Below are 21,229 nucleotides of genomic sequence, written 5' to 3'. Positions count from 1 at the left end.
GATCCGACGGTACCGGTGGGGTCTGACAGAGCGGGGCGAGATCCTCGGTTGCGGCCGGGCTCGGGGGGCGGCGGCCTGCGAGGAGGGCGGCCAGGAAGCCGCTGCGTGGCGGCACCGGCCTTCAACCACGCCGGCGCGGTGGTCACGGCGATCAGCGTCTCGGGGCCAGCGTCACGGGTGACGCGGGAACGGCTGCCGGAGATCGGGCGCCGGGTGACTGAGACGGCGCGTGAACTCACGGACCTGCTGGGGGGACCGACGCCTTGACCGCGTCAGGGGTGGGGGTGCCGGGACTTCTTGAGGGCTTCGAGGAAGGTGGTGAAGGTGGGGGTGGGGAAGGTGAGGGTGGCTCGGGTGGGGGTTTTGGAGTCGCGGACGGTGGTGTGGGTGGGGGTGGGGGCTATCTCCACGCAGTTGTTTCCGTCGCCGCCGCCGGAGTAGGACGACTTCCGCCAGTTGTCGGGGGTGGTCACGGGTGCCTCACAGTTCCTTGCCCAGTCTGTGGATGAAGTCACGGGATCGCTCGGGGTCCAGCGACGCGGCTTCCACCTTACGGAAGAGCGTTCGAAAGACGCCGAGTTGTGCTTCGGAATCGACGAAGGCGGTGCCGTGGGGTGCGTCGCGCACGGCAGTGTCCAGCCTGGGGACGGCTCCGGCGGCCAGCATCATGGTGGTCCAGGTTCCGCCGAACCCGTCCAGATCGAAGGGGATCACCCGCACGGTGACGTGATCGGCCTCGGAGAGTTCCAGGACGTGGGCGAGCTGGGCCCGTGATGCGGCACGGTCACTGAGCCTGATACGCAGGGCCGCCTCGTGAATGACCGCCTCGTACGGGACGGTGATCCGTCGGCGCTCCATTCGGTGCTGGACACGGAGTTCGAGCTCCTCGGCGGGCAACTCGGGGATCCTGGAGGAGAACGCGGCGCGGGCGTAGTCGGGCGTCTGGAGCAGGCCGGGGATGAACAAGAACTCGACGTCACGCCGGTACGTGGCGTGGTACTCCAACTCGGCGATGTCCAAGAACGGGGTGGGCAGCAGGCCCCGGTACTCCTCCCACCAGCCGCGTGTCCGGTCCGTGGCCATCGCCACCAAGGCGTTGATGAACTCCTCGTCCGTGCACGCGTAGTGGGAAGCCAAGCGGCGGAGCCGTTGCTCGCTCACGCCCGTCAGCCCGGATTCGATGTGGCTCATCTGGACCCGATTCGTCCCGAGCAGCGTTGCCGCCTCGGTGGCCGAGAGCCCTGCCGCCTCGCGGAGCCTGCGCAGCTCGGTCGCCAGGCGCATCTGACGTGCGGTCGGTTCGCGCCTCAGGACCATCAGTCGCTCCTTGTTCAACAGGCCTTCTGGGTCTGCTCGTTCGAGGTCAGATTACGCGACCACCTTGCTACGGATGACACTTTAGGTCTACCGTCGGTTACGCAACGCACACGCTGCGGAAGTGCACCGCTCCGTCCCGCCTGCCCCGCACCGCCCTGACGGTCGCGGCGATGCCACCGCCAACCTCCCACCACCGAACCGGAGTTGACGCATGCCCGAAAACACCCCGAAGCCTGGGAGTACTGCCTCTCCATCCCCAACGACCTCCGTGCCGTCACCGTCAGTCGTCGCACCCTCCGGCTGATCCTCACCGCGCACGGGCTGATCGGCCTCGTCGACGTCGCCGAGCTGCTCGCCACCGAGCTGGTGACCAATGCCGTACGGCATACGAAGGGGCCGGCCGCGCTGCGGGTGCGCTGGGCGCCGCCCGGGACGCTGCGGATCGGAGCCTGGGACGCCGATCCCGAACCGCCTGAGCCGCCAGTGCCGTTGGCGCGGATCAGTGAGGCGGAGGAGGGGCGGGGGTTGGTGCTGGTGCGGGCGTGCGCCGACGTGTGGGGGTGGCATCCGCTGTCGCGGCACGGCAATCGGGGCAAGTATGTGTGGTGCGAACTTGCGGCGGCCTAAGGCTTGTCCCGTAACGCCTGTTCAGGGCAAGGCCATGTCCAGGAGTTGTTGGTGGAGTCCGGGGCGCGCGAAGAGTGCGGCTCCGGTGTCGGTCCGGTGCTGGCCGGTGAGGTCGCTGAAGGTGCCGCCCGCTTCTTGGACGATGGGAATGAGAGGGGCGATGTCCCACGGGCCGGCGCCGAGGAGGAGGAAGGCGTCCAGTTGACCGGTTGCGACGAGAAGAGCGCCATGACAGGTGCCGGATCCGGTGGACGGTTTGCGGGGCGCTGGCGCGGTGGGGTCCGCTGTGGTCCAGTCCAGCAGCGGCCGGACCTGCCTGACGCCCCGGGCGAGTCTCGCGGCTGCGGCGCGTTCCTGCTGGTTCAGTCTGGACGGAGGTGGCCAGATGCCGATGGCTGCGTTCTGGGCGCTTGGGCCTTCGGTGAGGGCCAACCGGTGTGCTGGTGTGTCCGGGTTGGAGGGGCATGACCCTGTCCACGAGCCCGAGTCCGGCCTGGCCCACCACCGGCGGCCCAGGGCAGGGGCGGAGACCATGCCCAGGGTGATGCGGCCGTCCTCCTCCAGGGCGATCAGTGTGCTCCATTCCGGTTCGCCGGCGATGAAGCTCGCGGTGCCGTCGATGGCGTCGATGATCCAGCGCCGTCTGCCGTGTCCAAGGGCGCCGAACTCCTCACCGATGAACGCGTCGCCGGGACACTCCTGGCGGATCAAGGAGCGAAGGACGAATTCGATCTCCCGGTCGGCATCAGTGACAGGGCTGCCGTCGCTCTTGGCACGGGATTCGATGGTGGCGCTCGAGAAGTAGCGTCGGGCGATGGCATCCGCCTCATCGGCCAGGCGGTGCACCAGTTCCAGGTCTGCCAGGTCCGTCACGAGGGCGCCCTTCCCATTGTGATTCGCCATTAAGCCCCGCATGGACCGTGCAGACGCGCTGACCTCTGCCGCCTCAAGGGCGGTGGAGTACACCACGCCAGGCTCGGCATCGCCCGCCTGTGCAACGTTGCCCTCGCCAGATAGAGGGGCGGATCTCATCGCCGCTCAGCGCACGCATCGACCTCAAGATCAGTTACGGGACAAGCCTTGGCTCGTTGATCAGCTCGGTGGAAAGGAGAGCTGATGGTCAGCTCGTCGCATGAGGCGCTGCACCGGATCTTCCAGAAGGATCCGACGCTCCTGACGAAGGCGTTACAGAAGGTGCTGCGCGTACCCTTCCCCGAGCCTCGGGAGATCGCCGCGATGAATGTGGATCTCACCGAGATCGAGCCGGTCGAGCATCGCGTCGACACCCTGCTGCGTGCGGAGACGGACGAAGGCACGTATCTGCTGGTGGTGGAGTCGCAGCGGAAGGTGGACGAGCGCAAGCGGGGCAGCTGGCCGTACTACCTCAGCTACCTGTACGAGAAGTACCGCTGCGAACCCGTACTCATCGTCACCACCCAGAGCAGTACGACAGCCAAGTGGGCGTCCCAGCCGATCCGGTTCGGCTTCCGGGGCTGGCACTCGATGACGGTACGGCCCTTGGTGCTCGGGCCGGACAACGTGCCGCTGATCACGGACGAGCGGCAGGCCGAGAAGGACGTACCCCTTGCGGTGCTGTCGGCGATGACACACGGCCGTGGGCCGCAGGCTCCGGCCATACTGGAATCCCTGGCCGCCGCCCTGCGGACCATCGACCCGGACAGTGCCGCAGTCTTCGTGCAGTTTGTCGACTCCTGCCTGGCCGACCCCCAGGCGAAACAGATGTGGAGGGACCTGATGACGGCGATCCAGTACTTCTGGCGACACCCGCTGGCAGAGCAGGTGCGTGAGGAGGGGCGGGAGCAAGGCCTGGAGCAAGGGCGGGCCGAAGCCAAGGCCGAGATGGTCCTGCGCATTCTGGAGTGGCGCGGTATCTCCGTACCCGACTCCATCCGTGAGCGCGTGATGGCCTGCACGGATCTGGCGCAACTGGAGGCCTGGGCCCAGCGGGCCGTCGGCGCTACGGACGCGGCGGAGCTGTTCGCCGAGGAGTGAGGACGAAACCGCAGGGGCAGTGTGGTGGCCACAGTTGTTGTGGCCACCCGGCCTCGGCATGATGGACCACGCCGTACGCACCTGACGGCACTCGAGTCGACGTCGGACCAGGACGGAAGCATGTCGGGAGATGTCTCGCCCGCCGGGAAGCGCTCCGGCGCCGGCTCGTCGCCCGAGTTGCGGGCCTCTCACGCGGACCGGGACCGGGTAGTGGATGTGCTGCGGGTCGCGGCGGGGGACGGTCGGCTCACCGCGGAGGAGCTCGACGAGCGGCTGGAAGCCGCGCTGTCGGCGCGGACTCTGAGCGAACTGGCCCCGCTCACCGCCGACTTGCCGCCCGTCTCCGCCATGGGCGGCGCGACCGGCGTCGAGGCCAAGGACCTGGTCCGGATCGAGCAGGTGCACAGCGGGCCCATCGAACGCGTCGGGCGGTGGGTCGTGCCGCGGAGAATGGAACTCGCGGTGACCTACTGCCAGGTGACCCTCGACTTCACCGAGGCCGTGATCACGCACGACACCCTGCGGATCGACCTGGCCATGACCGGGAAGACCCTGACGCTCGTGACGAGGCCGGGGGTCGTCGTCGACACCGACGGTCTGCAGCTGGTGCATTCGAGGGTCAAGTCCCGTCCGGCTCCGGCGGATCCCGGTGCGCCGGTCGTTCTGCGCGTGGAGCTGGTCGGGCAGAAGGCCCACGGCCGTGTGGTGATACGGCCGCCGCGGCGGACCTTCGGGCAGTGGCTGCTGCGGCGCAGGCCGGCGCTCCCTTCCGCGAACTACTGAACGCGCCCCCCGTCACGCCTCCACCACGTCATGCGCCACGTCCTCCGCCTCCCAGCGCAGCAAGTCCCCCGGCTGGCACTCGAGTACCTCACACAGCGCGGCGAGTGTCGTGAAGCGCACCGCCTTGGCGCGGCCGTTCTTGAGTACCGCCAGGTTGGCGGGGGTGATCCCGACGCGGTCCGCCAACTCCCCCACGGACATCTTCCGCTTCGCCAGCATCACGTCGATGTCGACGGCGATCGGCATCAGATCACCTCGTTCAACTCGGCCTGCATCTGCGCCGCTTCGACGTCGCGCGCGACGGCCTGGGCGAGCAGCATGCGCAGCACGAGCACGATGAGCGCGACGCCCAGGATGGCTACGCCGATCCCGGCCATGATGACGGTGACGCCAGGGTCGTCCCGCTGGCCCGGCGCGTTGATGCCCGTGACGGTGAACCACACGAGCGCCGCCGACACGATCGCGCCGATCACGATGTCCACGTAACGGAAGGCGTCGTGGGAGAACACGGTCCCGCGGCGCACCATCGTCACCAGCCGCCATACGCAGACCACGGCGACCTGGACGGACACCATGCCGAGGATCGTGACGATGCGCAGCGGGGTCAGCGGGACCGAACCGTCCTCCGGGTCGTTCCCGCTGACCAACGTCCACACCAGCCCCGCCTGCACGAACAACGTGCCGGCGAACACCACCCCGAGCACGGCACACAGCGCCCGCACTGCCAGCTTGCCCATGGCCCACCCTTCCACCGACTTACGATTCCATCGACTTACGATGGGAATCTATCGAATTTCGATAGGGTGGGCAAGGGAGCCGGGACGTCCGGGAGGTGCCAGTCGCCTCCGCGGTCCTCTCCGGACAAGCGCGCCACCAGGTCGGGGACGCGCAACGCCGTCGCCAGGCCCGTGACGGTGAGGAAGGCGTCGATCGCCCGGCGGGTCATCGGGAGGCCGAGCCGCAGGATGCGGGGGTTGACCTCACCCTGGATCTCGTCGACGAAGGGCCGGAGTGTGGTGTCGTAGTTCGCCAGCGCTGTCGGCAGGTCGTCCGGGTGGCGGTTGATCTCGCCGGCCAGGACGTACGCGCCGACCAGGGCGCCGGAGACGCCCATGCCGCTGTACGGGGAGGCGCAGTGCGCGGCGTCGCCCGCCAGGACCACGCGGCCCCGGGACCAGGTGTCGGTGCGCACCTGGACGATCTCCTGGGAGTAGAAGAACGGGCTCGCCTTCATGCCCTCGACGAATCGCTCGGTCTGCCATCCGGCGTCGCGGAACCTGCCGGCCCAGAACTCCTGCTGCCGCTCGACCGGCTCGCGGTGGACGCCCGAGGCCTCCTCGGAGTCCTCCCGCAGCACGAAGTACACCTGCGTCTCGGTCGGGTTGTGACTGCGGCGCATGATCTGACGGCCGCCCGGGACCATGTACGTGTCCCGGATGTTGCCGTCAGAGGCGATGCGCGGGACGAACCAGTAGGCCATGTGGATGCCGACCCGCCAGTACGGGTCGAGGCCCTCCGGGAGAAGCGCCCGCCGGATGCGCGAGCCCTGCCCGTCCGCGCCGACCAGGAGGTCGAACTCCCGGGACGACCCGTCGGAGAAGTGCCCGACCACCGGCCCGGCCGCGTGTCCGGCCGCGTGTCCGGCCGCATGTCCGGCCGCCCGCCCGACCCCGTGCTCGTCGTCCTGGTCGAAGCCGTCCACGCCGAGCCCGAAGACGTACTCCACGTCGTCCTTCGTGGCGTCGTGCAGGATGCGCACCAGGTCCCCGCGCATGATCTCGTACTCCGACGTGAGGGACTGCCGGCCCCGGCCGGAGGTGTTGGCCATGATCGTCGCCCGGGGTCTGCCGTGGGCGTCGACGAAGGCGACACCCGCCTCGTCCACGAGTCGGCCGCGCACCGCGTCGAGCAGGCCCATGCGCTCGACGGCCTCGATGCCCTGGCCCCGCAGGTCGACCTGGGCGCCGGCGGCGCTCAGCGCCGGGAAGCGCTCGGCGACGGTCACCCGGTGGCCGCCCCGGGCCAGCCAGAAGGCCAGGGCCTGCCCCGCGATCCCGCCACCGGCGACGAGAACGCGCAGGGACTTCGTGCGCGGTCCGGATCGCTGGGCGTGCGCCATTGCCCCCACCTGCCCTCACCTCAAAATCTATCAGTGAATGATTTTCTCCAGAGTCGTCTATCGGCGATAGATTGTCAACGTGACCAAGATGAACCGAGAGACCGTCGTCACCGAGGCGCTCGACCTCCTCGACGAGGTCGGGCTGGACACCGTCAGCACCAGACGGCTGGCGAAGCGGCTGGGGGTCGAACAGCCGTCGCTCTACTGGTACTTCGGCACGAAGAAGGACCTCCTGGCCGCCATGGCGGAGGTCGCCATGGCGCCGCACGCGGAGGCGCCGCTGCCGGAGCCCGGCGACGACTGGCGCGCGTGGTTCCTGGACAACATGCGCAGCTTCCGGCGCACCCTGCTCATGCGCCGCGACGGCGCACGGCTGCACGCCGGCAGCACCCCGACCGCCGACCTGGACCGGATCCACCGCAAGATGGACTTCCTCATCGCCTCCGGCGTGCCCGAGCAGCACGCCCGGACGGCCATGCTGGCGGCCGGTCGCTTCACGGTCGGCAGCGTCCTGGAGGAGCAGGCGGAGGCCCGGTACGGCGACAGCGCGGAGCCACCGGCGGGCGTACCGGTGATCGACCACGAGTCGGCGTTCGAGGCGGGGCTGGCTCTGATCGTGGATGGCCTGGCGCAATACGTGGACACGCGGCCCCGGCCCCTTCCCTAGCCGGCTCCCCTGGTGCTCTGACCGCTTAGACACCTCAGGCACGTAACTCGTCAAGCCAGGGCGGTCGTTGTTCGAGTGTTCGTCGGTAGTGTTACGGACATGCCCGAGGCGTGGATCGGCTTCAACTCCCGTGATCGGCAGCGACTCTGGTGGCGGACCGGCATCCTGACGTCGGCGCTCGTCGGTGTGATCGGGACGATGAGCCTGACCACGCATGAACCGGGCAGATGGTGGTGGGTCGGTGGCATGGGGGCCTTCTCCGTAGTCGTGCTGTTGAGCACGATCAACTTGATCTATGGCCAGGTCCTTCTGACCACGACGGGGCTGGAATTCCGCACCTTCGTCAGCAGGCGAGTGGTTCCCTGGAGCGAGGTCGCACGCATCGAGGAGCGACAGCGGGTTTCACGGAGCGGAACCTGGTCGGAACTTCGTGTCATCAGGGCCCATGGGCGCTCGCTCACGCTTCCGGGGACCCTCACCAATCGCGTGATGGATGCGGAACTTCAACGGAAGCAGGCCGTCATCCAAGAGCGCTGGTCCCTCGCAATCGGCGGCTGAGGGATCTCATGTTGCGAGAGCCTCGGTTGCGATGGGGAGGGTGACGGCGAGAAGGGCATCCGCTGGGGCGGACGCGCGCGACCCGACCGACCCTCCCTCTCAACTCGGCGAACCATAGCGGTCAGAGCGCTGGCCGACTCCCCTCAGCCGGCCGACGCGCCCCCCATCGCCCCGTCCAGATGCGTGATGACCGCCGACACGTCGTCCTTTTCCGTCCTCCGGATCAGTTCCAGGGCCGGCCGGACCAGGCCCCCCGGGTGGGCTATCAGGCGGGCCAGCACGGCCGCCCTGATGTCGAGGCGGTCGATGGTCGTCGTCTGCTGCTCCTCGGTCTGGCCGGCCAGCAGGACCGCGTTGTACCAGGCCTCTTCGCGGGACTGGCGGATGCTGAAGTCGAGGATCTGTTCGTCCGTGCGGCCCCCGACCTTGTCCAGCAGCGACATGAACGGCGACAGCGCGTCGACCGAGTCCTGCACCGCCAGGACCACGCTCGCGAGGATGTCGTTGATCAGCAGGAAGTCGTTGCGCAGCGCCTGGATGTCCGCGCCGGGGCTGGTCCGCGCCGCCGCCACGGCCAGGTCCAGGTTGATGTGGGCGTTCACGCCGAGGAGCAGGTGCTGGACGATGACGGTGTCGGCGTCGTCGAGCAGCCCGAAGGTCTCGCGCCAGCAGCGCGGCCCGCTCCCGTCGCGGCGCCAGGCGTCGTACGCCTCGAAGTAGCGGTTGCCGAAGTGCGTGTCGAAACGGTCCATGCGGGGGCCGTCCTCGAACCGGCCGGCGTGGATCGCCTTGCGGACCTCGACCGTCACCTGCCGGTACAGCGCCGCGAAGTACCCGACCCGGTCGCCGGCCCGTCTCGCCTCCGCCACGATTCCGGCGAGCCCGTCCACGACGTCGTCTATGTTGTCTGCCCTCACACCCAACTCCCTCTCCCGGCATGACAGTTCGGGCCGCAGTTCGGGCGACAACCGAGCGCCGCTGCCCGTAGTGGCGATTAAAGCGCCGCCCCACCCCCGCGCACCGGGGAACATCACGATCCGGTCTCAAGGTCTTGCGTCCCCGCCATGTAATCGATTCCAATCCTCGGTACACGGAGTCGTGTAATCGATTCCATGAGGTTTCACGAAGTTCCACGAGGAGGTGGGGCGGCGATGGCGAGCATCAAGGACGTCGCTGCCGAGGCGGGGGTTTCCGTCGCCACGGTGTCGCGGGTTCTGAACGACCATCCGTCGGTCAGCGCCGACGCACGCACGCGCGTGCTCGCCGCCGTCGAGTCGCTGGGCTACCGCCCGAACGCCGTCGCCCGCTCGCTGCGCACCGACCAGACCCACACCCTCGGCCTGGTCATCAGCGACGTGATGAACCCGTACTTCACCGAACTGGCCCGCTCCGTCGAGGAAGAGGCCCGCGCGCTCGGCTACAGCGTGATCATCGGGAACGCCGACGAGCGGCCCGAGCTTCAGGACCACCACGTACGGACGCTGCTGGACCGTCGTATCGACGGACTGCTCGTCTCCCCCACCGACGGCGGGTCGCCGCTCATGCTGGACGCGGCGCGGGCCGGGACGCCCATGGTGTTCGTCGACCGGTGGATCCCGGGCGTGGATGTGCCGGTCGTCAGGGCCGACGGGCGGGCCGCTGTGCGGGATCTCGTCGCGCATCTGTACCGGCTGGGGCACCGGCGGCTCGCGATCATCGCGGGGCCCGCGGCCACCACGACCGGGCAGGAGCGTGTCGAGGCCTTCCGGGAGGCGCTCGGCGCGTACGGGCTCGGGCTGCCCGACGACTACATCGGGCAGGGCGACTTCCAGGCCGAGAGCGGGCGGCGGGTCACCGAGGGGTTCCTGGACCTGCCCGAGCCGCCCGAGGTCGTGTTCGCGGCCGACAACCTGATGGCGCTCGGCGCGCTGGACGCGATCCGGGCGCGCGGGCTGTCAGTGCCATGTGACATAGCACTGGCCGCCTTCGACGACATCCCGTGGTTCGTGCACACCGATCCGCCGATCACCGCGATCGCCCAGCCCACGGGCGAGCTGGGCCGGGCCGCCGTACGCGCCCTGGTCGACCGCATCGAGGGGCGGCCCCCGCAGTCCGTCACCCTCCCCGCCCGCCTTGTCGCCCGCCGCTCGTGCGGCGAGGACCGGGACCCCGGGCAGAACCAGACCCCTGTGCAAAGGAGCACGTCGTGAGCAACCGGGACGAGTTGCTGCGCATCGAAGGCATCCGCAAGACCTTTCCCGGCGTGGTCGCGCTCGACGGCGTCGACTTCGACCTGCGCCGGGGCGAGGTGCACGTGCTGCTCGGCGAGAACGGCGCCGGCAAGAGCACGCTGATCAAGATGCTGTCGGGCGCCTACCACCCCGACGAGGGCCGCGTCCTGGTGGACGGCGAGGAGGTGCACATCCGCGGGGCGCAGGACGCCGAGCGGCTGGGCATCGCCACGATCTACCAGGAGTTCAACCTCGTACCCGACCTGACGGTCGCCGAGAACATCTTCCTGGGGCGGCAGCCGCGCCGCTTCGGAATGATCGACCGGAAGACGATGGAGGCCGACGCCGAGGTGCTGCTCAAGCGCGTCGGCGTGAATGTCTCGCCACGCGCGCGTGTACGTGAACTCGGTATCGCGCGCCTTCAGATGGTCGAGATCGCCAAGGCGCTGAGCCTGAACGCGCGCGTGCTCATCATGGACGAGCCGACCGCCGTGCTCACCTCGGAGGAGGTGGAGAAGCTCTTCGTCATCGTGCGGCAGCTGCGCGAGGACGGGGTGGGGGTCGTGTTCATCACCCATCACCTTGAGGAGATCGCCGCCCTGGGGGATCGGGTCACCGTCATCCGGGACGGGAAGTCCGTCGGGCAGGTGCCCGCCACGACCGCCGAGGACGAGCTCGTACGGCTGATGGTGGGGCGGTCGATCGAGCAGCAGTACCCGCGTGAAGTGCCCGAGAAGGGCGCCGCGTTGCTCACCGTCGAGGGGCTGACCCGGGACGGTGTCTTCCACGACGTCAGTTTCGAGGTGCACGCCGGTGAGGTCGTCGGCATCGCGGGGCTCGTCGGGGCCGGGCGGACGGAGGTTGTGCGGGCCGTGTTCGGGGCGGATCCGTACGACAAGGGTGATGTGAAGGTCGCCGGGGCGCGGCTCAAGGGGCATGACGTCAACGCCGCCATGGCCGCCGGGATCGGGCTTGTGCCCGAGGACCGCAAGGGGCAGGGGCTGGTGCTCGACCAGACGGTCGAGGAGAACCTGGGCCTGGTGACCATGCGCGCCGCCACGCGCGCGGGGCTCGTCGACCTCAAGGGGCAGCACGAGGCGGCCGCGCGGATCGCCGGGCAGCTCGGGGTGCGGATGGCCGGACTCGGGCAGCACGTACGGACGTTGTCCGGCGGCAACCAGCAGAAGGTCGTCATCGGCAAGTGGCTGCTCGCCGACACCAAGGTGCTCATCCTCGACGAGCCGACCCGCGGCATCGACGTCGGCGCCAAGGTCGAGATCTACCAGCTGATCAACGAACTGACGGCCGCCGGGGCCGCCGTACTGATGATCTCCAGCGATCTGCCCGAGGTGCTCGGCATGAGCGACCGGGTGCTGGTGATGGCCCAGGGCCGGATCGCGGGCGAACTCGCCGCCGCCGACGCCACCCAGGACGCCGTGATGGCCCTCGCGGTCAGCAACCCCACGAACGAGAAGACCGAAACGGAGGCCAGCCGTGGCCACTGACACGCTCAAGAGCCGGGCGGGCGCCGACAGCCCGACGAGCGGACTGCGCCGCCTGCTCCTCGACAACGGCGCGCTCACCGCGCTGATCGTCCTGGTCATCGCCCTGTCGGCGCTGTCCGGTGACTTCCTGACCACCGACAACCTGCTCAACGTCGGCGTCCAGGCGGCCGTGACCGCCGTCCTCGCCTTCGGCGTCACCTTCGTGATCGTCTCGGCGGGCATCGACCTGTCGGTCGGCTCGGTCGCCGCCCTCTCGGCCACCGTCCTCGCCTGGAGCGCCACTTCGCACGGCGTGCCGGTCTTCCTGGCCGTGATTCTGGCCGTCGCGACCGGCATAGCGGCCGGTCTCGTCAACGGTTTCCTGATCGCGTACGGCAAACTGCCGCCGTTCATCGCGACGCTGGCCATGCTGTCGGTGGCGCGCGGTCTGTCCCTGGTCATCTCCGAGGGCTCCCCGATCCCCTTCCCGGACTCGGTCTCGCACCTCGGCGACACCCTCGGCGGCTGGCTGCCGGTGCCGGTGCTCGTAATGGTCGTCATGGGGCTCATCGCGGCCTTCGTGCTGGGACGGACATACATCGGCCGCTCCATGTACGCGATCGGCGGCAACGAGGAAGCCGCGCGGCTGTCCGGTCTGCGGGTGAAGAAGCAGAAGCTCGCGATCTACGCGCTGTCGGGCGTCTTCGCGGCGGTGGCCGGCATCGTGCTCGCCTCCCGGCTCTCCTCCGCGCAGCCGCAGGCCGCCGACGGCTACGAACTGGACGCGATCGCCGCGGTCGTCATCGGCGGTGCCTCGCTCGCGGGCGGCACGGGCAAGGCGTCCGGCACGCTCATCGGCGCGCTGATCCTGGCGGTGCTCAGGAACGGCCTGAACCTGCTCAATGTCTCCGCCTTCTGGCAGCAGGTCGTCATCGGTGTCGTCATCGCGCTCGCGGTGCTGCTCGACACGCTGCGGCGCAAGGCGGGCGCGACCCCGGTGGCCGCGGGCACGGGCGGCAACAAGGGCAAGCAGGCCGGGACTTACGCACTCGCGGCCGTCGTCACGGTGGCCCTGGTCGGCGCGACCTCGTTCCTCCACAACGGCGGCTCGTCCTCCACCACCCCGAAGATGGGCCTGTCCCTCTCCACCCTCAACAACCCCTTCTTCGTGCAGATCCGCTCCGGCGCGCAGGCCGAGGCGAAGAAGCTGGGCGTCGACCTGACCGTCACCGACGCCCAGAACGACGCATCGCAGCAGGCCAACCAGCTGCAGAACTTCACCAGTTCGAACCTGGGCGCGATCATCGTCAACCCGGTGGACTCGGACGCGGCGAGCAACTCCGTGAAGGCCGCCGACAAGGCGAAGATCCCGGTCATCGCGGTCGACCGCGGCGTCAACAAGGCGAGCGTGGACGCCCTCGTGGCCTCCGACAACGTCAAGGGCGGCGAGCTGGCCGCGCAGACGATCGCCGGGAAGCTGGGCGGCAAGGGCAAGATCGTCATCCTCCAGGGCCAGGCGGGCACGTCGGCCGCCCGTGAGCGCGCGGCCGGTTTCGCGGCGGGCCTCAAGGCCTACCCGGGCATCCAGGTCGTCGCCCAGCAGCCGGCCGACTTCGACCGCACCAAGGGCCTCGACGTGATGTCGAACCTGCTCCAGGCCCACCCGGACGTCCAGGGCGTCATCGCCGCCAACGACGAGATGGCGCTCGGCGCGATCAAGGCGCTGGGTTCCAAGGCCGGCAAGTCCGTGCAGGTCGTGGGCTTCGACGGAACTCCGGACGGCCTGACGGCCGTTGAGAAGGGCACGCTGTACGCGTCCGTGGCACAGCAGCCCTCGCAGCTGGGGAAGATCGCGGTGGACAACGCGCTCAAGGCGCTGCAGGGCAAGAAGGTCGAGGAGACGGTGAAGGTGCCGGTGAAGGTGGTCACGAAGGAGAACGTGGCCGGGTTCAGCGGCTGACGACGGGGAACGGGCGGGCGGTCACGGGGGACCGCCCGCCCCAAGTCACTTATCCGGGGAGTCTTTTGATGTGCGGGGAGTCTTTCTGATGTACGACTACGACCTCCTGGTCGTCGGTTCGGCCAACGCCGATCTGGTGATCGCGGTCGAGCGGCGGCCGGGCGCCGGTGAGACGGTGCTCGGCGGTGACCTCGCCGTCCACCCCGGCGGCAAGGGCGCCAACCAGGCCGTCGCCGCCGCCCGCCTCGGCGCCCGTACGGTCCTGCTGGCCCGGGTCGGCGACGACGCGCACGGCCGGCTGCTGCTCGAGTCGCAGCGGGCGGCCGGGGTCGACACGGTGGGCGTGCTGGTGGGCGGGGCGCCGACGGGGGTCGCGCTGATCACCGTGGACCCGTCCGGGGACAACAGCATCGTGGTGTCGCCGGGCGCGAACGGGAAGCTGACGCCGGGCGACGTCCGGGCCGCGGCGAGCCTGTTCCAGGCCTCGAAGGTGGTCTCCACACAGCTGGAGATCCCGCTGGAGACGGTGGTGGAGGTCGTACGCAACCTCTCCTCCGAGAGCCGCTTCGTCCTCAACCCGTCCCCGCCCCGGCCCCTGCCCTCCGAGCTGCTGGCGGCCTGCGACCCGCTGATCGTCAACGAGCACGAGGCGAAGGTGGTCCTCGGCGAGTCCTGCGTCTCCGACCGCCCGGAGGACTGGGCGCGGCTGCTGCTGGCCAAGGGCCCGCGGTCGGTCGTGGTCACCCTGGGCGCGGAGGGCGCGCTGGTGGCGTCCGCGGACGGGGTCGAGCGGGTGCCTTCGGTGAAGGTGGACGCGGTGGATACGACGGGTGCGGGCGACGCCTTCACGGCGGCACTGGCGTTCCGGCTGGGCGCGGGGGCGTCCCTGGCCGAGGCGGCCGGGTACGCGGCCCGGGTCGGCGCGGCCGCGGTCACCAAGGAGGGCGCGCAGGTGTCCTTCCCGACGGCCGAGGAGGTCGAGGCGCTGTGAAGAAGGCGGGGATCCTGAACCGTCATCTCTCCGGGGCGCTGGCCGAGCTGGGCCACGGGGACGGGGTGCTGGTCTGCGACGCGGGCATGCCGATACCGGCGGGACCGAGGGTGGTGGACCTGGCGTTCCGGGCCGGGGTGCCGTCGTTCGCGGAGGTGCTGGACGGGCTGCTGGCGGAGCTGGTGGTGGAAGGGGCGACCGCGGCGGAGGAGATCCGGACGGCCAACCCCTCGGTGGCCGCGCTCCTGACGGACGCGCTCCCCGACCTCGATCTCGTCTCGCACGAGAAGCTCAAGGAGCTGTCGGCGGGGGCGCGGCTGGTGGTACGGACGGGCGAGGCACGGCCGTATGCGAATGTGCTGCTGAGGTGCGGAGTGTTCTTCTAGTCGACAAAACAGACGTTTTGGACAAATTCGAGGGGGCCCGATCCGTCGACCGGGCCCCCTCGGGTTTTCCCCTCCAACATCAGAACCCCCGCGATCCCCCCAGATCCCCCTCCAGAAGTCCTGATGCCAAGTACGACCCGCGAGGTGGCGGAAGGGTTGCACGCCGTCTTCAGAATTTTTTCGGGGGGCTCTGTGCAGCCTTCGGGCGGGGGCGCCGCGGCCGACGGTCCGCCGACCGGGCCGGTGATAAATTCGGGCCCGTGATGTCTGCGGGGGCCTTGAGTCGTACGGCGGCCAGTGGGTCCGCGGTCGTTCTGAGTCGCGTCACCCTGGTCGGGGAGCGACGGCGTATCGAGCTCGTGTTGCCGGCGCGGGAGCCGGTCGGCGCCCTGTTGCCCGAGATTCTGCGCGTGCTGGACGACGGGACGGGCGGCCGGCCCGGGACACGGCGGCGGCTCGTGACGGCGGACGGCTCCGAGCTCGGCCAGGACAGCAGTCTTGAGTCGGCGGGTGTGCCCGACGGGGCGGTGTTGCGGCTGCTGCGGGACGGGGACGGTCCGTATCCGCCGGTCGAGGTCGCGGAAGGGCCGGGCGGATGGGCCTCCTGGTGGGGGCCGGGGCCGATGCGGGTCACCGCTGGGGTGCTGGCGGTTGGTTGGGCCGGAGCGGCGGGGCTGTTCGCGAGTTCGGCGTACGCGGCTGGTGTCGTCGCGGGTTCGCTGTTCCCCCTGGCCGTGGTCGCCGGTCTCGCGGGGGTGCTGGTCGCGCGGGGGCCGTGGAGGGGTGGGCTCGGTGCGACCTTGTTGTGCGTCGCCGGGGTGCTGGCGCTGCTCGGTGGCTCCGCTCTTGCCGGTGCCCTGGGTTGGCCGGCTCCGGCGCTGGTGGCCGTGTGGGCCGCCGTGGGCGTCGTAACCCTCCTGCTGCTGGGGCTTTTCACCCGGCTCGGGCGTGGTGGGCTCGTCGGGGCCGCGGCCGTCGGGCTCGTGGCGGTCGGCTGGGAGGCGGTCGTCGCGCTGGAGTCGGGGGCCGGGACGGAGGTGCGGCAGGCGCGGGTCGGCGCGGTGCTCGCCGTCGCGTCCGTGGTCGCGCTCGGCGTGCTGCCTCGGCTCGCGTTGCGGGCCTCCGGGCTGGCCGGGCTCGACGACCGGCGGGCGGGTGGGGTCTCGGTGAGCCGGTACCGGGTGTCCTCGGCGCTGGCGGCGGCTCATCGGGGGCTGGTGCTCGCGACGGTGGTCGTGGCCGGGTCCGGGGCGGTCGCCGCGGTGTGGGCGCTGCGGGTGCCGACGGTGTGGACCGTGCTGCTCGCGGTCGTCGCGGCGGTGGTCATGGTGCTGCGGGCGCGGGCCTTTCCGCTCGTGGCCGAGGTCGTGGTGTTGCTCGCGGGCGGGGCGCTGGTGGGCGTACGGCTGCTGGGCGTGTGGGCGGAACGGGTCGGCGCGGGCGGGGCGGTCGCCGTGCTCGTGGTACTGGCCGTACTGCCACTCGCCGCGCAGGTCGTACGGCCGACAGAACAGCTGCGGGTACGGCTGCGGCGGGCGGGTGACCTCGTGGAGTCCGCCGGGGTCGTCGCCCTGCTCCCGCTGCTCATCGGGGTCTTCGGCGTGTACGGGCGGCTGCTCGACACCTTGGCTTAGGGGGCGGGGACGGCATGAGTGCGGAGCAGGGGGAGCGGGAGCGGCAGGGCGGCGGCAACGGCAACTGGCGGAGCGGCGACGACTGGCAGCTGGAAGTGCTGCGGGAACTGGGGGAGTTGGGGGAGTTGGGGGCGGGCGGGGCCTCGGTGCGGATGGAGGGGGCCGAGGGGGCCAAGGAGGCCGAGGGCCCGGAGCTTCCTGAGCCCGCGAGTGAGCCGACGCCGGGGCTGGCGAAGGCGTCTGGGGCTGGGGAGTGGGAGGGGGCAGTCGCGGAACAGGGCGGGGCGGTGGCGGAACGGGCCGGAGCCATCGCGGAACAGGCCGGGACGGCCGTGGAACAGGCTGGGCGGATCGCCGAGCAGGCCGGGGCGGTCGCGGGGGAGGCCACGGCGGTCGCGGGGCAGACCGGGCCCATGGCGGAGCAGACCGAGCCGAACACCGAGCAGGCCGGGGCAGTCGCAGAGCTGGCCGGGCCGATCACGGGACAGGCCGGACCGATCGCCAAGCAGGACAGGCCGAACACGGAACAAGCCGGGGTGCTCGCGGAACAGGCCGAGCGGAACGCCGAGCAGGCCGGGCCGAACACCGGGCAGGCCGGGGCGGTCGCAGAGCAGGCCGGGCCGATCACAGGACAGGCCGGACCGATCGCCAAGCAGGACAGGCCGAACACGGAACAAGCCGGGCCGGTCGCCGAGCAGGACGGGTCCCTCGCCGGACGTGCGCCGCTCCCGTCTGCCTCAGACGCCGCCGAGCAGACCAGTCCCGTCACCAGTCCCTACGCCGTACCCGCGCCTCTCCCTCCCGTCGTCGCGTCGGCCCCCCACCCCGCGCAGCCCACCCCTGCCGCGCTCGACACGGGCTACCCGCTCCCGCCTCCGGCACCCGCCGTCCCCGCGCCCTCCGCAGCCGCCCCCACCGCGCCGCTCGGCCCGCCTCCCGTGGCTCCCCTCGCCGTGGCCGACACACCCGCGCGCCCAGCCCACACCCCAGCAGGCCCCGCATCCCCGTACCCGGCTCCAGCAACCCCCGCTCCCCCGCACCCCAGCCCCACTCCCCCTCCCCGCACCCACATCCCCCGAACCTCACCCCAACCCCCCTCCCTCCCCTCCCCCGAATCCGTCCCCACCCTCGACCCCCGCCTGGCCGTCGCCCTCGGGCGCCCCCAGCACGGGGACTCGCTCGCCCACCGCACCGGACGTACGCTCCGGCGGCTCACCTCCTCCGTCTCTCAGGACGTGGCCGAACAGACCCGTGTCGCGCGGGAGTTGCAGCAACCCTTGGCTACCGGGCGGGTCGTCGCCGTCACCTCCATCCGCGGTGGCGTCGGCAAGTCGACCGTCGCCGCGCTGCTCGGCCGTACCTTCAACCACTACCGGCACGATCCGGTGCTCACCCTGGAGGCCGACGCCGCGCTCGGCACGCTGCCGGTGCGGATGGGCGCCGAGTCGGTCCGCTGGTCGTGTGCCGACCTCGCCCGGATCCTCACCCCGGCCATGCAACTCACCGACGTCATCGGCTATTTGGTGCCCGTGTCCAATGGCGGGTGGCTACTGCCCGCCAGCCAGGGACGAGTCGGCGCGCCTCTCGACGTACGGACGTACCGGACCGTGACGCTCGCCCTGCGCCGGTACTTCGCCGTCACCGTCGTCGACTGCGAGACCCTGCCCGGCGAGGTCGCCCGTACCGCGATGGACACCGCCCACGCCCGGATCGTGGTCGCCCCCACGACCGCCGAGGGCGTCGGCGGCACCCGGCAAGTCCTCGACTGGCTCGGCCAGTTGCCCCACTCCGCCCTCTCCACGACCGTCGTCGCCCTCACCGCCCACTCCCCCGACATGACCCTGGACGTGAAGGCGGCCCGCGCGCACCTCAAGGAGACAGGCGTCAGCGTCGTCGTCCTGCCGTACGACCGCCACCTCGCCGCCGGCGGCCCCATCCACACAGACCTGCTCGCCGCGGCCACCCGCGAGGCCACCCTCGAACTGGGCGCGGAGGCGCTTCGCAGGGCGGCGGTACGGGGCAGTTGAGGACGGGGCCCGTCGGCAAAACCCCACCCAGCCCGGTACTCAGATTCGCACCGCGTCACCCTCCCGCACCCACCCACCCCGCACCACCTGCGCATACACCCCCGCGCACGGCTCCGCCGCCCGCCCCGGAAGTGCCGGCACCCGGTTGTGGTGGGCCAGGACGCGCAGGGCGTCCGGGTCTCGGGGGAGGTGGCCGTGGGCCAGGGTGGGGACGGCGCAGCGCGGGGTCGAGGCGATGACGCGGAGGGTCAACTCCTCGCCGATGTGCAGCTCTTGGCCCACCCAGGTGTGTTCCACGAAGCCGCTGCCGTCCGTCCCGCCCGTGTCGATGAGCAGGTTGGGGCGGTAGCGGGCCGCTTCCGCCGTTCCCCCGGGGCTCAGCTCGGCGATCCGTGCCAGCGTGGACGTCGTGATCAGGTGGACCGGCGCGAAGTCGAAGAACGTGCCGGGCGGGGACGCCGAGCCGAACCGGACGATGTCCGCGGCGACCTGGGCGTCCGGGCCCGCCGCCAGGACCTCGTCGGGGCGGGAGCGGTCCAGCTCGCCGCCCGGTGGGGGTACGTCGGTGAGGGCGACCTTGCGGCCGAGGAGGACGGAGAGGGCGTCGGCGTCCGGGAGTTCGGTGCCGTCCGGGGTCGTGATGCGCGGGCCCGTCGGTGTGAGCGTCGCCGTGCAGGTGAGCAACTGCCGCCACAGGCGCGGGGACTTGGCGCTCGCCACCTTGCCCGTCTCCTCGTCCAGCAGCGCGTACCCGCGGTCGCCCGTCAGGCCGCGGCCGGTGATCCCGACGGCGTCGAGCCGCTCGCCGAGCATGGACTTCACGGGATAGCGGTACAGGGCGGCAACGGGTCCGAGGGTCACGAGATCACATTCTGCATACGTCCCTGGGCGGGTCCAGCGAATATGCAGGACTGTGCAGGACAATCTATGAGCCTGCCCCACCCCGGATCGGACGGGGTGGGGCAGGGTTCATGGGGTCTCAGCGAGCGGTCGTCGCCGTCACTTGACGGTGATCGTCACCGTCTTGGAGACCGTGGCGCCGTCCTTGACGCGCAGGACCTCGACGCCCTTCTTCTCGAACTTGTCGGTGAGCTTGTAGGCGCTCTTCTTGACCTTGGTGGTGACCGGCAGGGCCACCCACTTCTTGCCGTCCTTGACCTGGAGGGTCACCTTGCTGCCTTCCTTCACACCGGTGGTCTTGCCGGTGAAGGTGACGATGTCGCCCAGCTTGACGCCGGTCTTGCTGGCCTTGAGGGTGATGGACGGCGCGGGCGCCGGCGCGGCGACGGCGGCGGTGGCCCCGGTCGCGACCGCGGCGGCGGAGAGAACGGCGACGGCTGCAATACGTACGTTCACAGAGAACTCCTCGTGCGTGAATAGGGATGGCAATTCCACCGCATTTTCCAAGCCTTTTGCCTGGCCCCTGCGGCGAGCCTGATCCTATAGACACACGCAGGTCAGGGTCGGTTCCCTATGGTTAGAAAAAATTGAATTGACAGCACAATCACAGGAATTCGGATATGCCGACAGGCCTTGAACTGCATTGATTAGCGGGACCTGTGTGAAGGTGTCCTCACAAATGACCCCGCCCCGCACCGGTCAGGTTCGGTGCGGGGCGGAGGACCGTGGTGGAGCCGGGGTTAGACGGCGTGCTCCACGAAGCGGCGGGCCGTCTCCGCGAGAACCTCGCGGCCGTCCCGTGCCCACAGGGCGTCGTTGAAGAGTTCGACCTCGATGGGGCCGGTGTAGCCGGCCGCCTCCACGTACCCCTTCCACTCCCGCATGTCGATCGAGCCGTCGCCGATCTGCCCGCGGCCGTTGAGCACGCCCTCGGGCAACGGGGTGGTCCAGTCGGCGAGTTGGAAGGTGTGGATACGGCCGCCCGCGCCGGCCCGGGCGATCTGCGCGGGCGCGTTGTCGTCCCACCAGATGTGGTACGTGTCCACGGTGACGCCGACCTGGTGGGCGGGGAAGCGTTCCGCCAGGTCGAGGGCCTGGGTGAGGGTGGAGACCACGCAGCGGTCGGCGGCGTACATCGGGTGGAGCGGCTCGATGGCCAGCTTCACGCCGCGCTCCTCCGCGTACGGGCCCAGCTCCGCCAGCGCGTCGGCGATGCGTTCCCGCGCGCCGTGCAGGTCCTTGGAGCCGGCGGGCAGGCCCCCGGACACCAGGACCAGCACCTGCGTGCCCAGCGTCGCCGCCTCGTCGATCGCGCGGCGGTTGTCGGCGACGGCCGCCGCCCGCTCGGCCGGGTCGATCGCCGTGAAGAAGCCGCCGCGGCACAGGGTCGTCACCGCCAGGCCCGCGTCGCGGACCAGCTTGGCGGTCGCCTCCACGCCGTACGCCTGGACGGGTTCGCGCCACAGGCCCACGCCGGGGACGCCGAACTCCAGGCAGGCGTCGACCAGTTCGGGCATCGACAGCTGCTTCACCGTCATCTGGTTGACGGAGAA

23 protein-coding genes are annotated in these 21,229 nt (G+C 70.5%); 13 read left to right on the top strand and 10 right to left on the bottom strand.

Annotated features, from left to right (window positions below):
- Positions 1-15 precede the first annotated feature (15 nt).
- Complete coding sequence (locus tag MQP27_RS51145) at positions 16-267, top strand: IclR family transcriptional regulator domain-containing protein (RefSeq protein ID WP_308290056.1); 252 nt, start codon at positions 16-18, stop codon at positions 265-267.
- A gap of 5 nt (positions 268-272) precedes the next feature.
- On the opposite strand, the gene MQP27_RS36810 is transcribed toward MQP27_RS51145, so the two are convergent.
- On the bottom strand, positions 273-473 hold the full coding sequence (locus MQP27_RS36810; protein ID WP_242773431.1) for a DUF397 domain-containing protein: 201 nt from the start codon (positions 471-473) through the stop codon (positions 273-275).
- A 7-nt stretch (positions 474-480) separates the two neighbouring features.
- Positions 481-1,317 carry a helix-turn-helix domain-containing protein gene (locus MQP27_RS36805; RefSeq protein WP_242773429.1) on the bottom strand — a complete coding sequence of 279 codons (837 nt, stop codon included), beginning with the start codon at positions 1,315-1,317 and terminating at the stop codon, positions 481-483.
- Positions 1,318-1,521: 204 nt separating this feature from the next.
- On the opposite strand from MQP27_RS36805, the gene MQP27_RS36800 reads away from it, so the two are divergent.
- Positions 1,522-1,944, top strand: coding sequence for an ATP-binding protein (locus tag MQP27_RS36800; protein WP_242773428.1), 423 nt, complete (start codon positions 1,522-1,524; stop codon positions 1,942-1,944).
- Between the two features lie 21 nt (positions 1,945-1,965).
- Here MQP27_RS36800 and MQP27_RS36795 read toward each other — a convergent pair whose 3' ends face one another.
- Entirely contained in the window at positions 1,966-2,817 is an 852-nt protein-coding gene (locus tag MQP27_RS36795) for an inositol monophosphatase family protein (protein ID WP_242773427.1), read from the bottom strand.
- 243 nt (positions 2,818-3,060) lie between these two features.
- Here MQP27_RS36795 and MQP27_RS36790 point away from each other — a divergent pair, with 243 nt between their 5' ends.
- A complete protein-coding gene (locus MQP27_RS36790; protein WP_242773426.1) occupies positions 3,061-3,957 on the top strand; it encodes an RpnC/YadD family protein in 897 nt (298 codons plus the stop codon).
- A gap of 120 nt (positions 3,958-4,077) precedes the next feature.
- Complete coding sequence (locus tag MQP27_RS36785; protein WP_242773425.1) at positions 4,078-4,740, top strand: DUF1707 SHOCT-like domain-containing protein; 663 nt, start codon at positions 4,078-4,080, stop codon at positions 4,738-4,740.
- 12 nt (positions 4,741-4,752) lie between these two features.
- Here MQP27_RS36785 and MQP27_RS36780 read toward each other — a convergent pair whose 3' ends face one another.
- Genes MQP27_RS36780 through MQP27_RS36770 form a run of 3 tightly spaced genes read right to left on the bottom strand, consistent with a single transcriptional unit; the run spans position 4,753 to position 6,859 of the window.
- Positions 4,753-4,986, bottom strand: coding sequence for a helix-turn-helix domain-containing protein (locus tag MQP27_RS36780; protein WP_242773424.1), 234 nt, complete (start codon positions 4,984-4,986; stop codon positions 4,753-4,755).
- The gene (locus tag MQP27_RS36775; protein WP_242773422.1) at positions 4,986-5,477 is read right to left on the bottom strand and encodes a DUF2975 domain-containing protein; all 492 of its coding nucleotides are present in this window, start codon (positions 5,475-5,477) and stop codon (positions 4,986-4,988) included. Before MQP27_RS36775 ends, MQP27_RS36780 begins: the two co-directional genes overlap by 1 nt.
- Positions 5,478-5,512: 35 nt before the next feature.
- On the bottom strand, positions 5,513-6,859 hold the full coding sequence (locus tag MQP27_RS36770; protein ID WP_242773420.1) for an FAD-dependent monooxygenase: 1,347 nt from the start codon (positions 6,857-6,859) through the stop codon (positions 5,513-5,515).
- Between the two features lie 88 nt (positions 6,860-6,947).
- On the opposite strand from MQP27_RS36770, the gene MQP27_RS36765 reads away from it, so the two are divergent.
- Positions 6,948-7,526, top strand: coding sequence for a TetR/AcrR family transcriptional regulator C-terminal domain-containing protein (locus tag MQP27_RS36765; RefSeq protein WP_242773493.1), 579 nt, complete (start codon positions 6,948-6,950; stop codon positions 7,524-7,526).
- Positions 7,527-7,625: 99 nt separating this feature from the next.
- On the top strand, positions 7,626-8,084 hold the full coding sequence (locus tag MQP27_RS36760) for a PH domain-containing protein (protein ID WP_242773417.1): 459 nt from the start codon (positions 7,626-7,628) through the stop codon (positions 8,082-8,084).
- A gap of 143 nt (positions 8,085-8,227) precedes the next feature.
- Here the strand turns inward: MQP27_RS36760 and MQP27_RS36755 are convergent, their stop codons facing one another.
- The gene (locus MQP27_RS36755) at positions 8,228-9,001 is read right to left on the bottom strand and encodes a DUF5995 family protein (protein WP_242773414.1); all 774 of its coding nucleotides are present in this window, start codon (positions 8,999-9,001) and stop codon (positions 8,228-8,230) included.
- 234 nt (positions 9,002-9,235) lie between these two features.
- On the opposite strand from MQP27_RS36755, the gene MQP27_RS36750 reads away from it, so the two are divergent.
- From MQP27_RS36750 to MQP27_RS36720, 7 genes are all read left to right on the top strand, one after another.
- Positions 9,236-10,273 carry a LacI family DNA-binding transcriptional regulator gene (locus MQP27_RS36750; RefSeq protein ID WP_242773412.1) on the top strand — a complete coding sequence of 346 codons (1,038 nt, stop codon included), beginning with the start codon at positions 9,236-9,238 and terminating at the stop codon, positions 10,271-10,273.
- Positions 10,270-11,799 (top strand): sugar ABC transporter ATP-binding protein, encoded by a 1,530-nt coding sequence (locus MQP27_RS36745; RefSeq protein ID WP_242773409.1) that lies wholly within the window; start codon positions 10,270-10,272, stop codon positions 11,797-11,799. The genes MQP27_RS36750 and MQP27_RS36745 overlap by 4 nt, the downstream gene beginning before the upstream one ends.
- Positions 11,789-13,738 (top strand): ABC transporter permease/substrate-binding protein, encoded by a 1,950-nt coding sequence (locus MQP27_RS36740; RefSeq protein WP_242773406.1) that lies wholly within the window; start codon positions 11,789-11,791, stop codon positions 13,736-13,738. Before MQP27_RS36745 ends, MQP27_RS36740 begins: the two co-directional genes overlap by 11 nt.
- Positions 13,739-13,826: 88 nt before the next feature.
- On the top strand, positions 13,827-14,729 hold the full coding sequence (locus tag MQP27_RS36735; protein ID WP_242773403.1) for a ribokinase: 903 nt from the start codon (positions 13,827-13,829) through the stop codon (positions 14,727-14,729).
- Complete coding sequence (gene rbsD, locus MQP27_RS36730; RefSeq protein ID WP_242773401.1) at positions 14,726-15,115, top strand: D-ribose pyranase; 390 nt, start codon at positions 14,726-14,728, stop codon at positions 15,113-15,115. Before MQP27_RS36735 ends, rbsD begins: the two co-directional genes overlap by 4 nt.
- Positions 15,116-15,378: 263 nt before the next feature.
- A complete protein-coding gene (locus tag MQP27_RS36725) occupies positions 15,379-16,749 on the top strand; it encodes an EsaB/YukD family protein (protein ID WP_242773399.1) in 1,371 nt (456 codons plus the stop codon).
- A 14-nt stretch (positions 16,750-16,763) separates the two neighbouring features.
- Positions 16,764-18,776, top strand: a complete 2,013-nt coding sequence (locus MQP27_RS36720; RefSeq protein ID WP_242773398.1) for a hypothetical protein — start codon at positions 16,764-16,766, stop codon at positions 18,774-18,776.
- Positions 18,777-18,815: 39 nt separating this feature from the next.
- On the opposite strand, the gene MQP27_RS36715 is transcribed toward MQP27_RS36720, so the two are convergent.
- The 3 genes from MQP27_RS36715 to MQP27_RS36705 all read right to left on the bottom strand — a co-directional run bounded on the left by MQP27_RS36715 (position 18,816) and on the right by MQP27_RS36705 (position 21,214).
- Positions 18,816-19,637, bottom strand: a complete 822-nt coding sequence (locus tag MQP27_RS36715) for an MOSC domain-containing protein (RefSeq protein WP_242773397.1) — start codon at positions 19,635-19,637, stop codon at positions 18,816-18,818.
- A gap of 138 nt (positions 19,638-19,775) precedes the next feature.
- The gene (locus tag MQP27_RS36710; protein WP_242773396.1) at positions 19,776-20,132 is read right to left on the bottom strand and encodes a hypothetical protein; all 357 of its coding nucleotides are present in this window, start codon (positions 20,130-20,132) and stop codon (positions 19,776-19,778) included.
- A 284-nt stretch (positions 20,133-20,416) separates the two neighbouring features.
- Positions 20,417-21,214, bottom strand: coding sequence for a sugar phosphate isomerase/epimerase family protein (locus MQP27_RS36705; RefSeq protein WP_242773491.1), 798 nt, complete (start codon positions 21,212-21,214; stop codon positions 20,417-20,419).
- Between the last annotated feature and the right edge of the window lie 15 nt (positions 21,215-21,229).

Origin of the sequence: Streptomyces cylindrosporus (assembly GCF_022698165.1) — a bacterium.
In the GTDB taxonomy this organism is placed as follows: Bacteria; Actinomycetota; Actinomycetes; order Streptomycetales; family Streptomycetaceae; genus Streptomyces; species Streptomyces cylindrosporus.
Note: the sequence above shows the minus strand (reverse complement) of the source record. Positions and strands in the feature narration are given on the sequence as shown.

Bases quoted from the DNA above. Each gene is read 5' to 3' on its own strand.
- MQP27_RS36805 (WP_242773429.1), bottom strand. From the start codon at position 1,317: ATGGTCCTGAGGCGCGAACCGACCGCACGTCAGATGCGCCTGGCGACC.
- MQP27_RS36790 (WP_242773426.1), top strand. From the start codon at position 3,061: ATGGTCAGCTCGTCGCATGAGGCGCTGCACCGGATCTTCCAGAAGGAT.
- MQP27_RS36785 (WP_242773425.1), top strand. From the start codon at position 4,078: ATGTCGGGAGATGTCTCGCCCGCCGGGAAGCGCTCCGGCGCCGGCTCG.
- MQP27_RS36780 (WP_242773424.1), bottom strand. From the start codon at position 4,986: ATGCCGATCGCCGTCGACATCGACGTGATGCTGGCGAAGCGGAAGATG.
- MQP27_RS36775 (WP_242773422.1), bottom strand. From the start codon at position 5,477: ATGGGCAAGCTGGCAGTGCGGGCGCTGTGTGCCGTGCTCGGGGTGGTG.
- MQP27_RS36770 (WP_242773420.1), bottom strand. From the start codon at position 6,859: ATGGCGCACGCCCAGCGATCCGGACCGCGCACGAAGTCCCTGCGCGTT.
- MQP27_RS36765 (WP_242773493.1), top strand. From the start codon at position 6,948: ATGAACCGAGAGACCGTCGTCACCGAGGCGCTCGACCTCCTCGACGAG.
- MQP27_RS36760 (WP_242773417.1), top strand. From the start codon at position 7,626: ATGCCCGAGGCGTGGATCGGCTTCAACTCCCGTGATCGGCAGCGACTC.
- MQP27_RS36750 (WP_242773412.1), top strand. From the start codon at position 9,236: ATGGCGAGCATCAAGGACGTCGCTGCCGAGGCGGGGGTTTCCGTCGCC.
- MQP27_RS36735 (WP_242773403.1), top strand. From the start codon at position 13,827: ATGTACGACTACGACCTCCTGGTCGTCGGTTCGGCCAACGCCGATCTG.
- MQP27_RS36725 (WP_242773399.1), top strand. From the start codon at position 15,379: ATGTCTGCGGGGGCCTTGAGTCGTACGGCGGCCAGTGGGTCCGCGGTC.
- MQP27_RS36720 (WP_242773398.1), top strand. From the start codon at position 16,764: ATGAGTGCGGAGCAGGGGGAGCGGGAGCGGCAGGGCGGCGGCAACGGC.
- MQP27_RS36705 (WP_242773491.1), bottom strand. From the start codon at position 21,214: ATGACGGTGAAGCAGCTGTCGATGCCCGAACTGGTCGACGCCTGCCTG.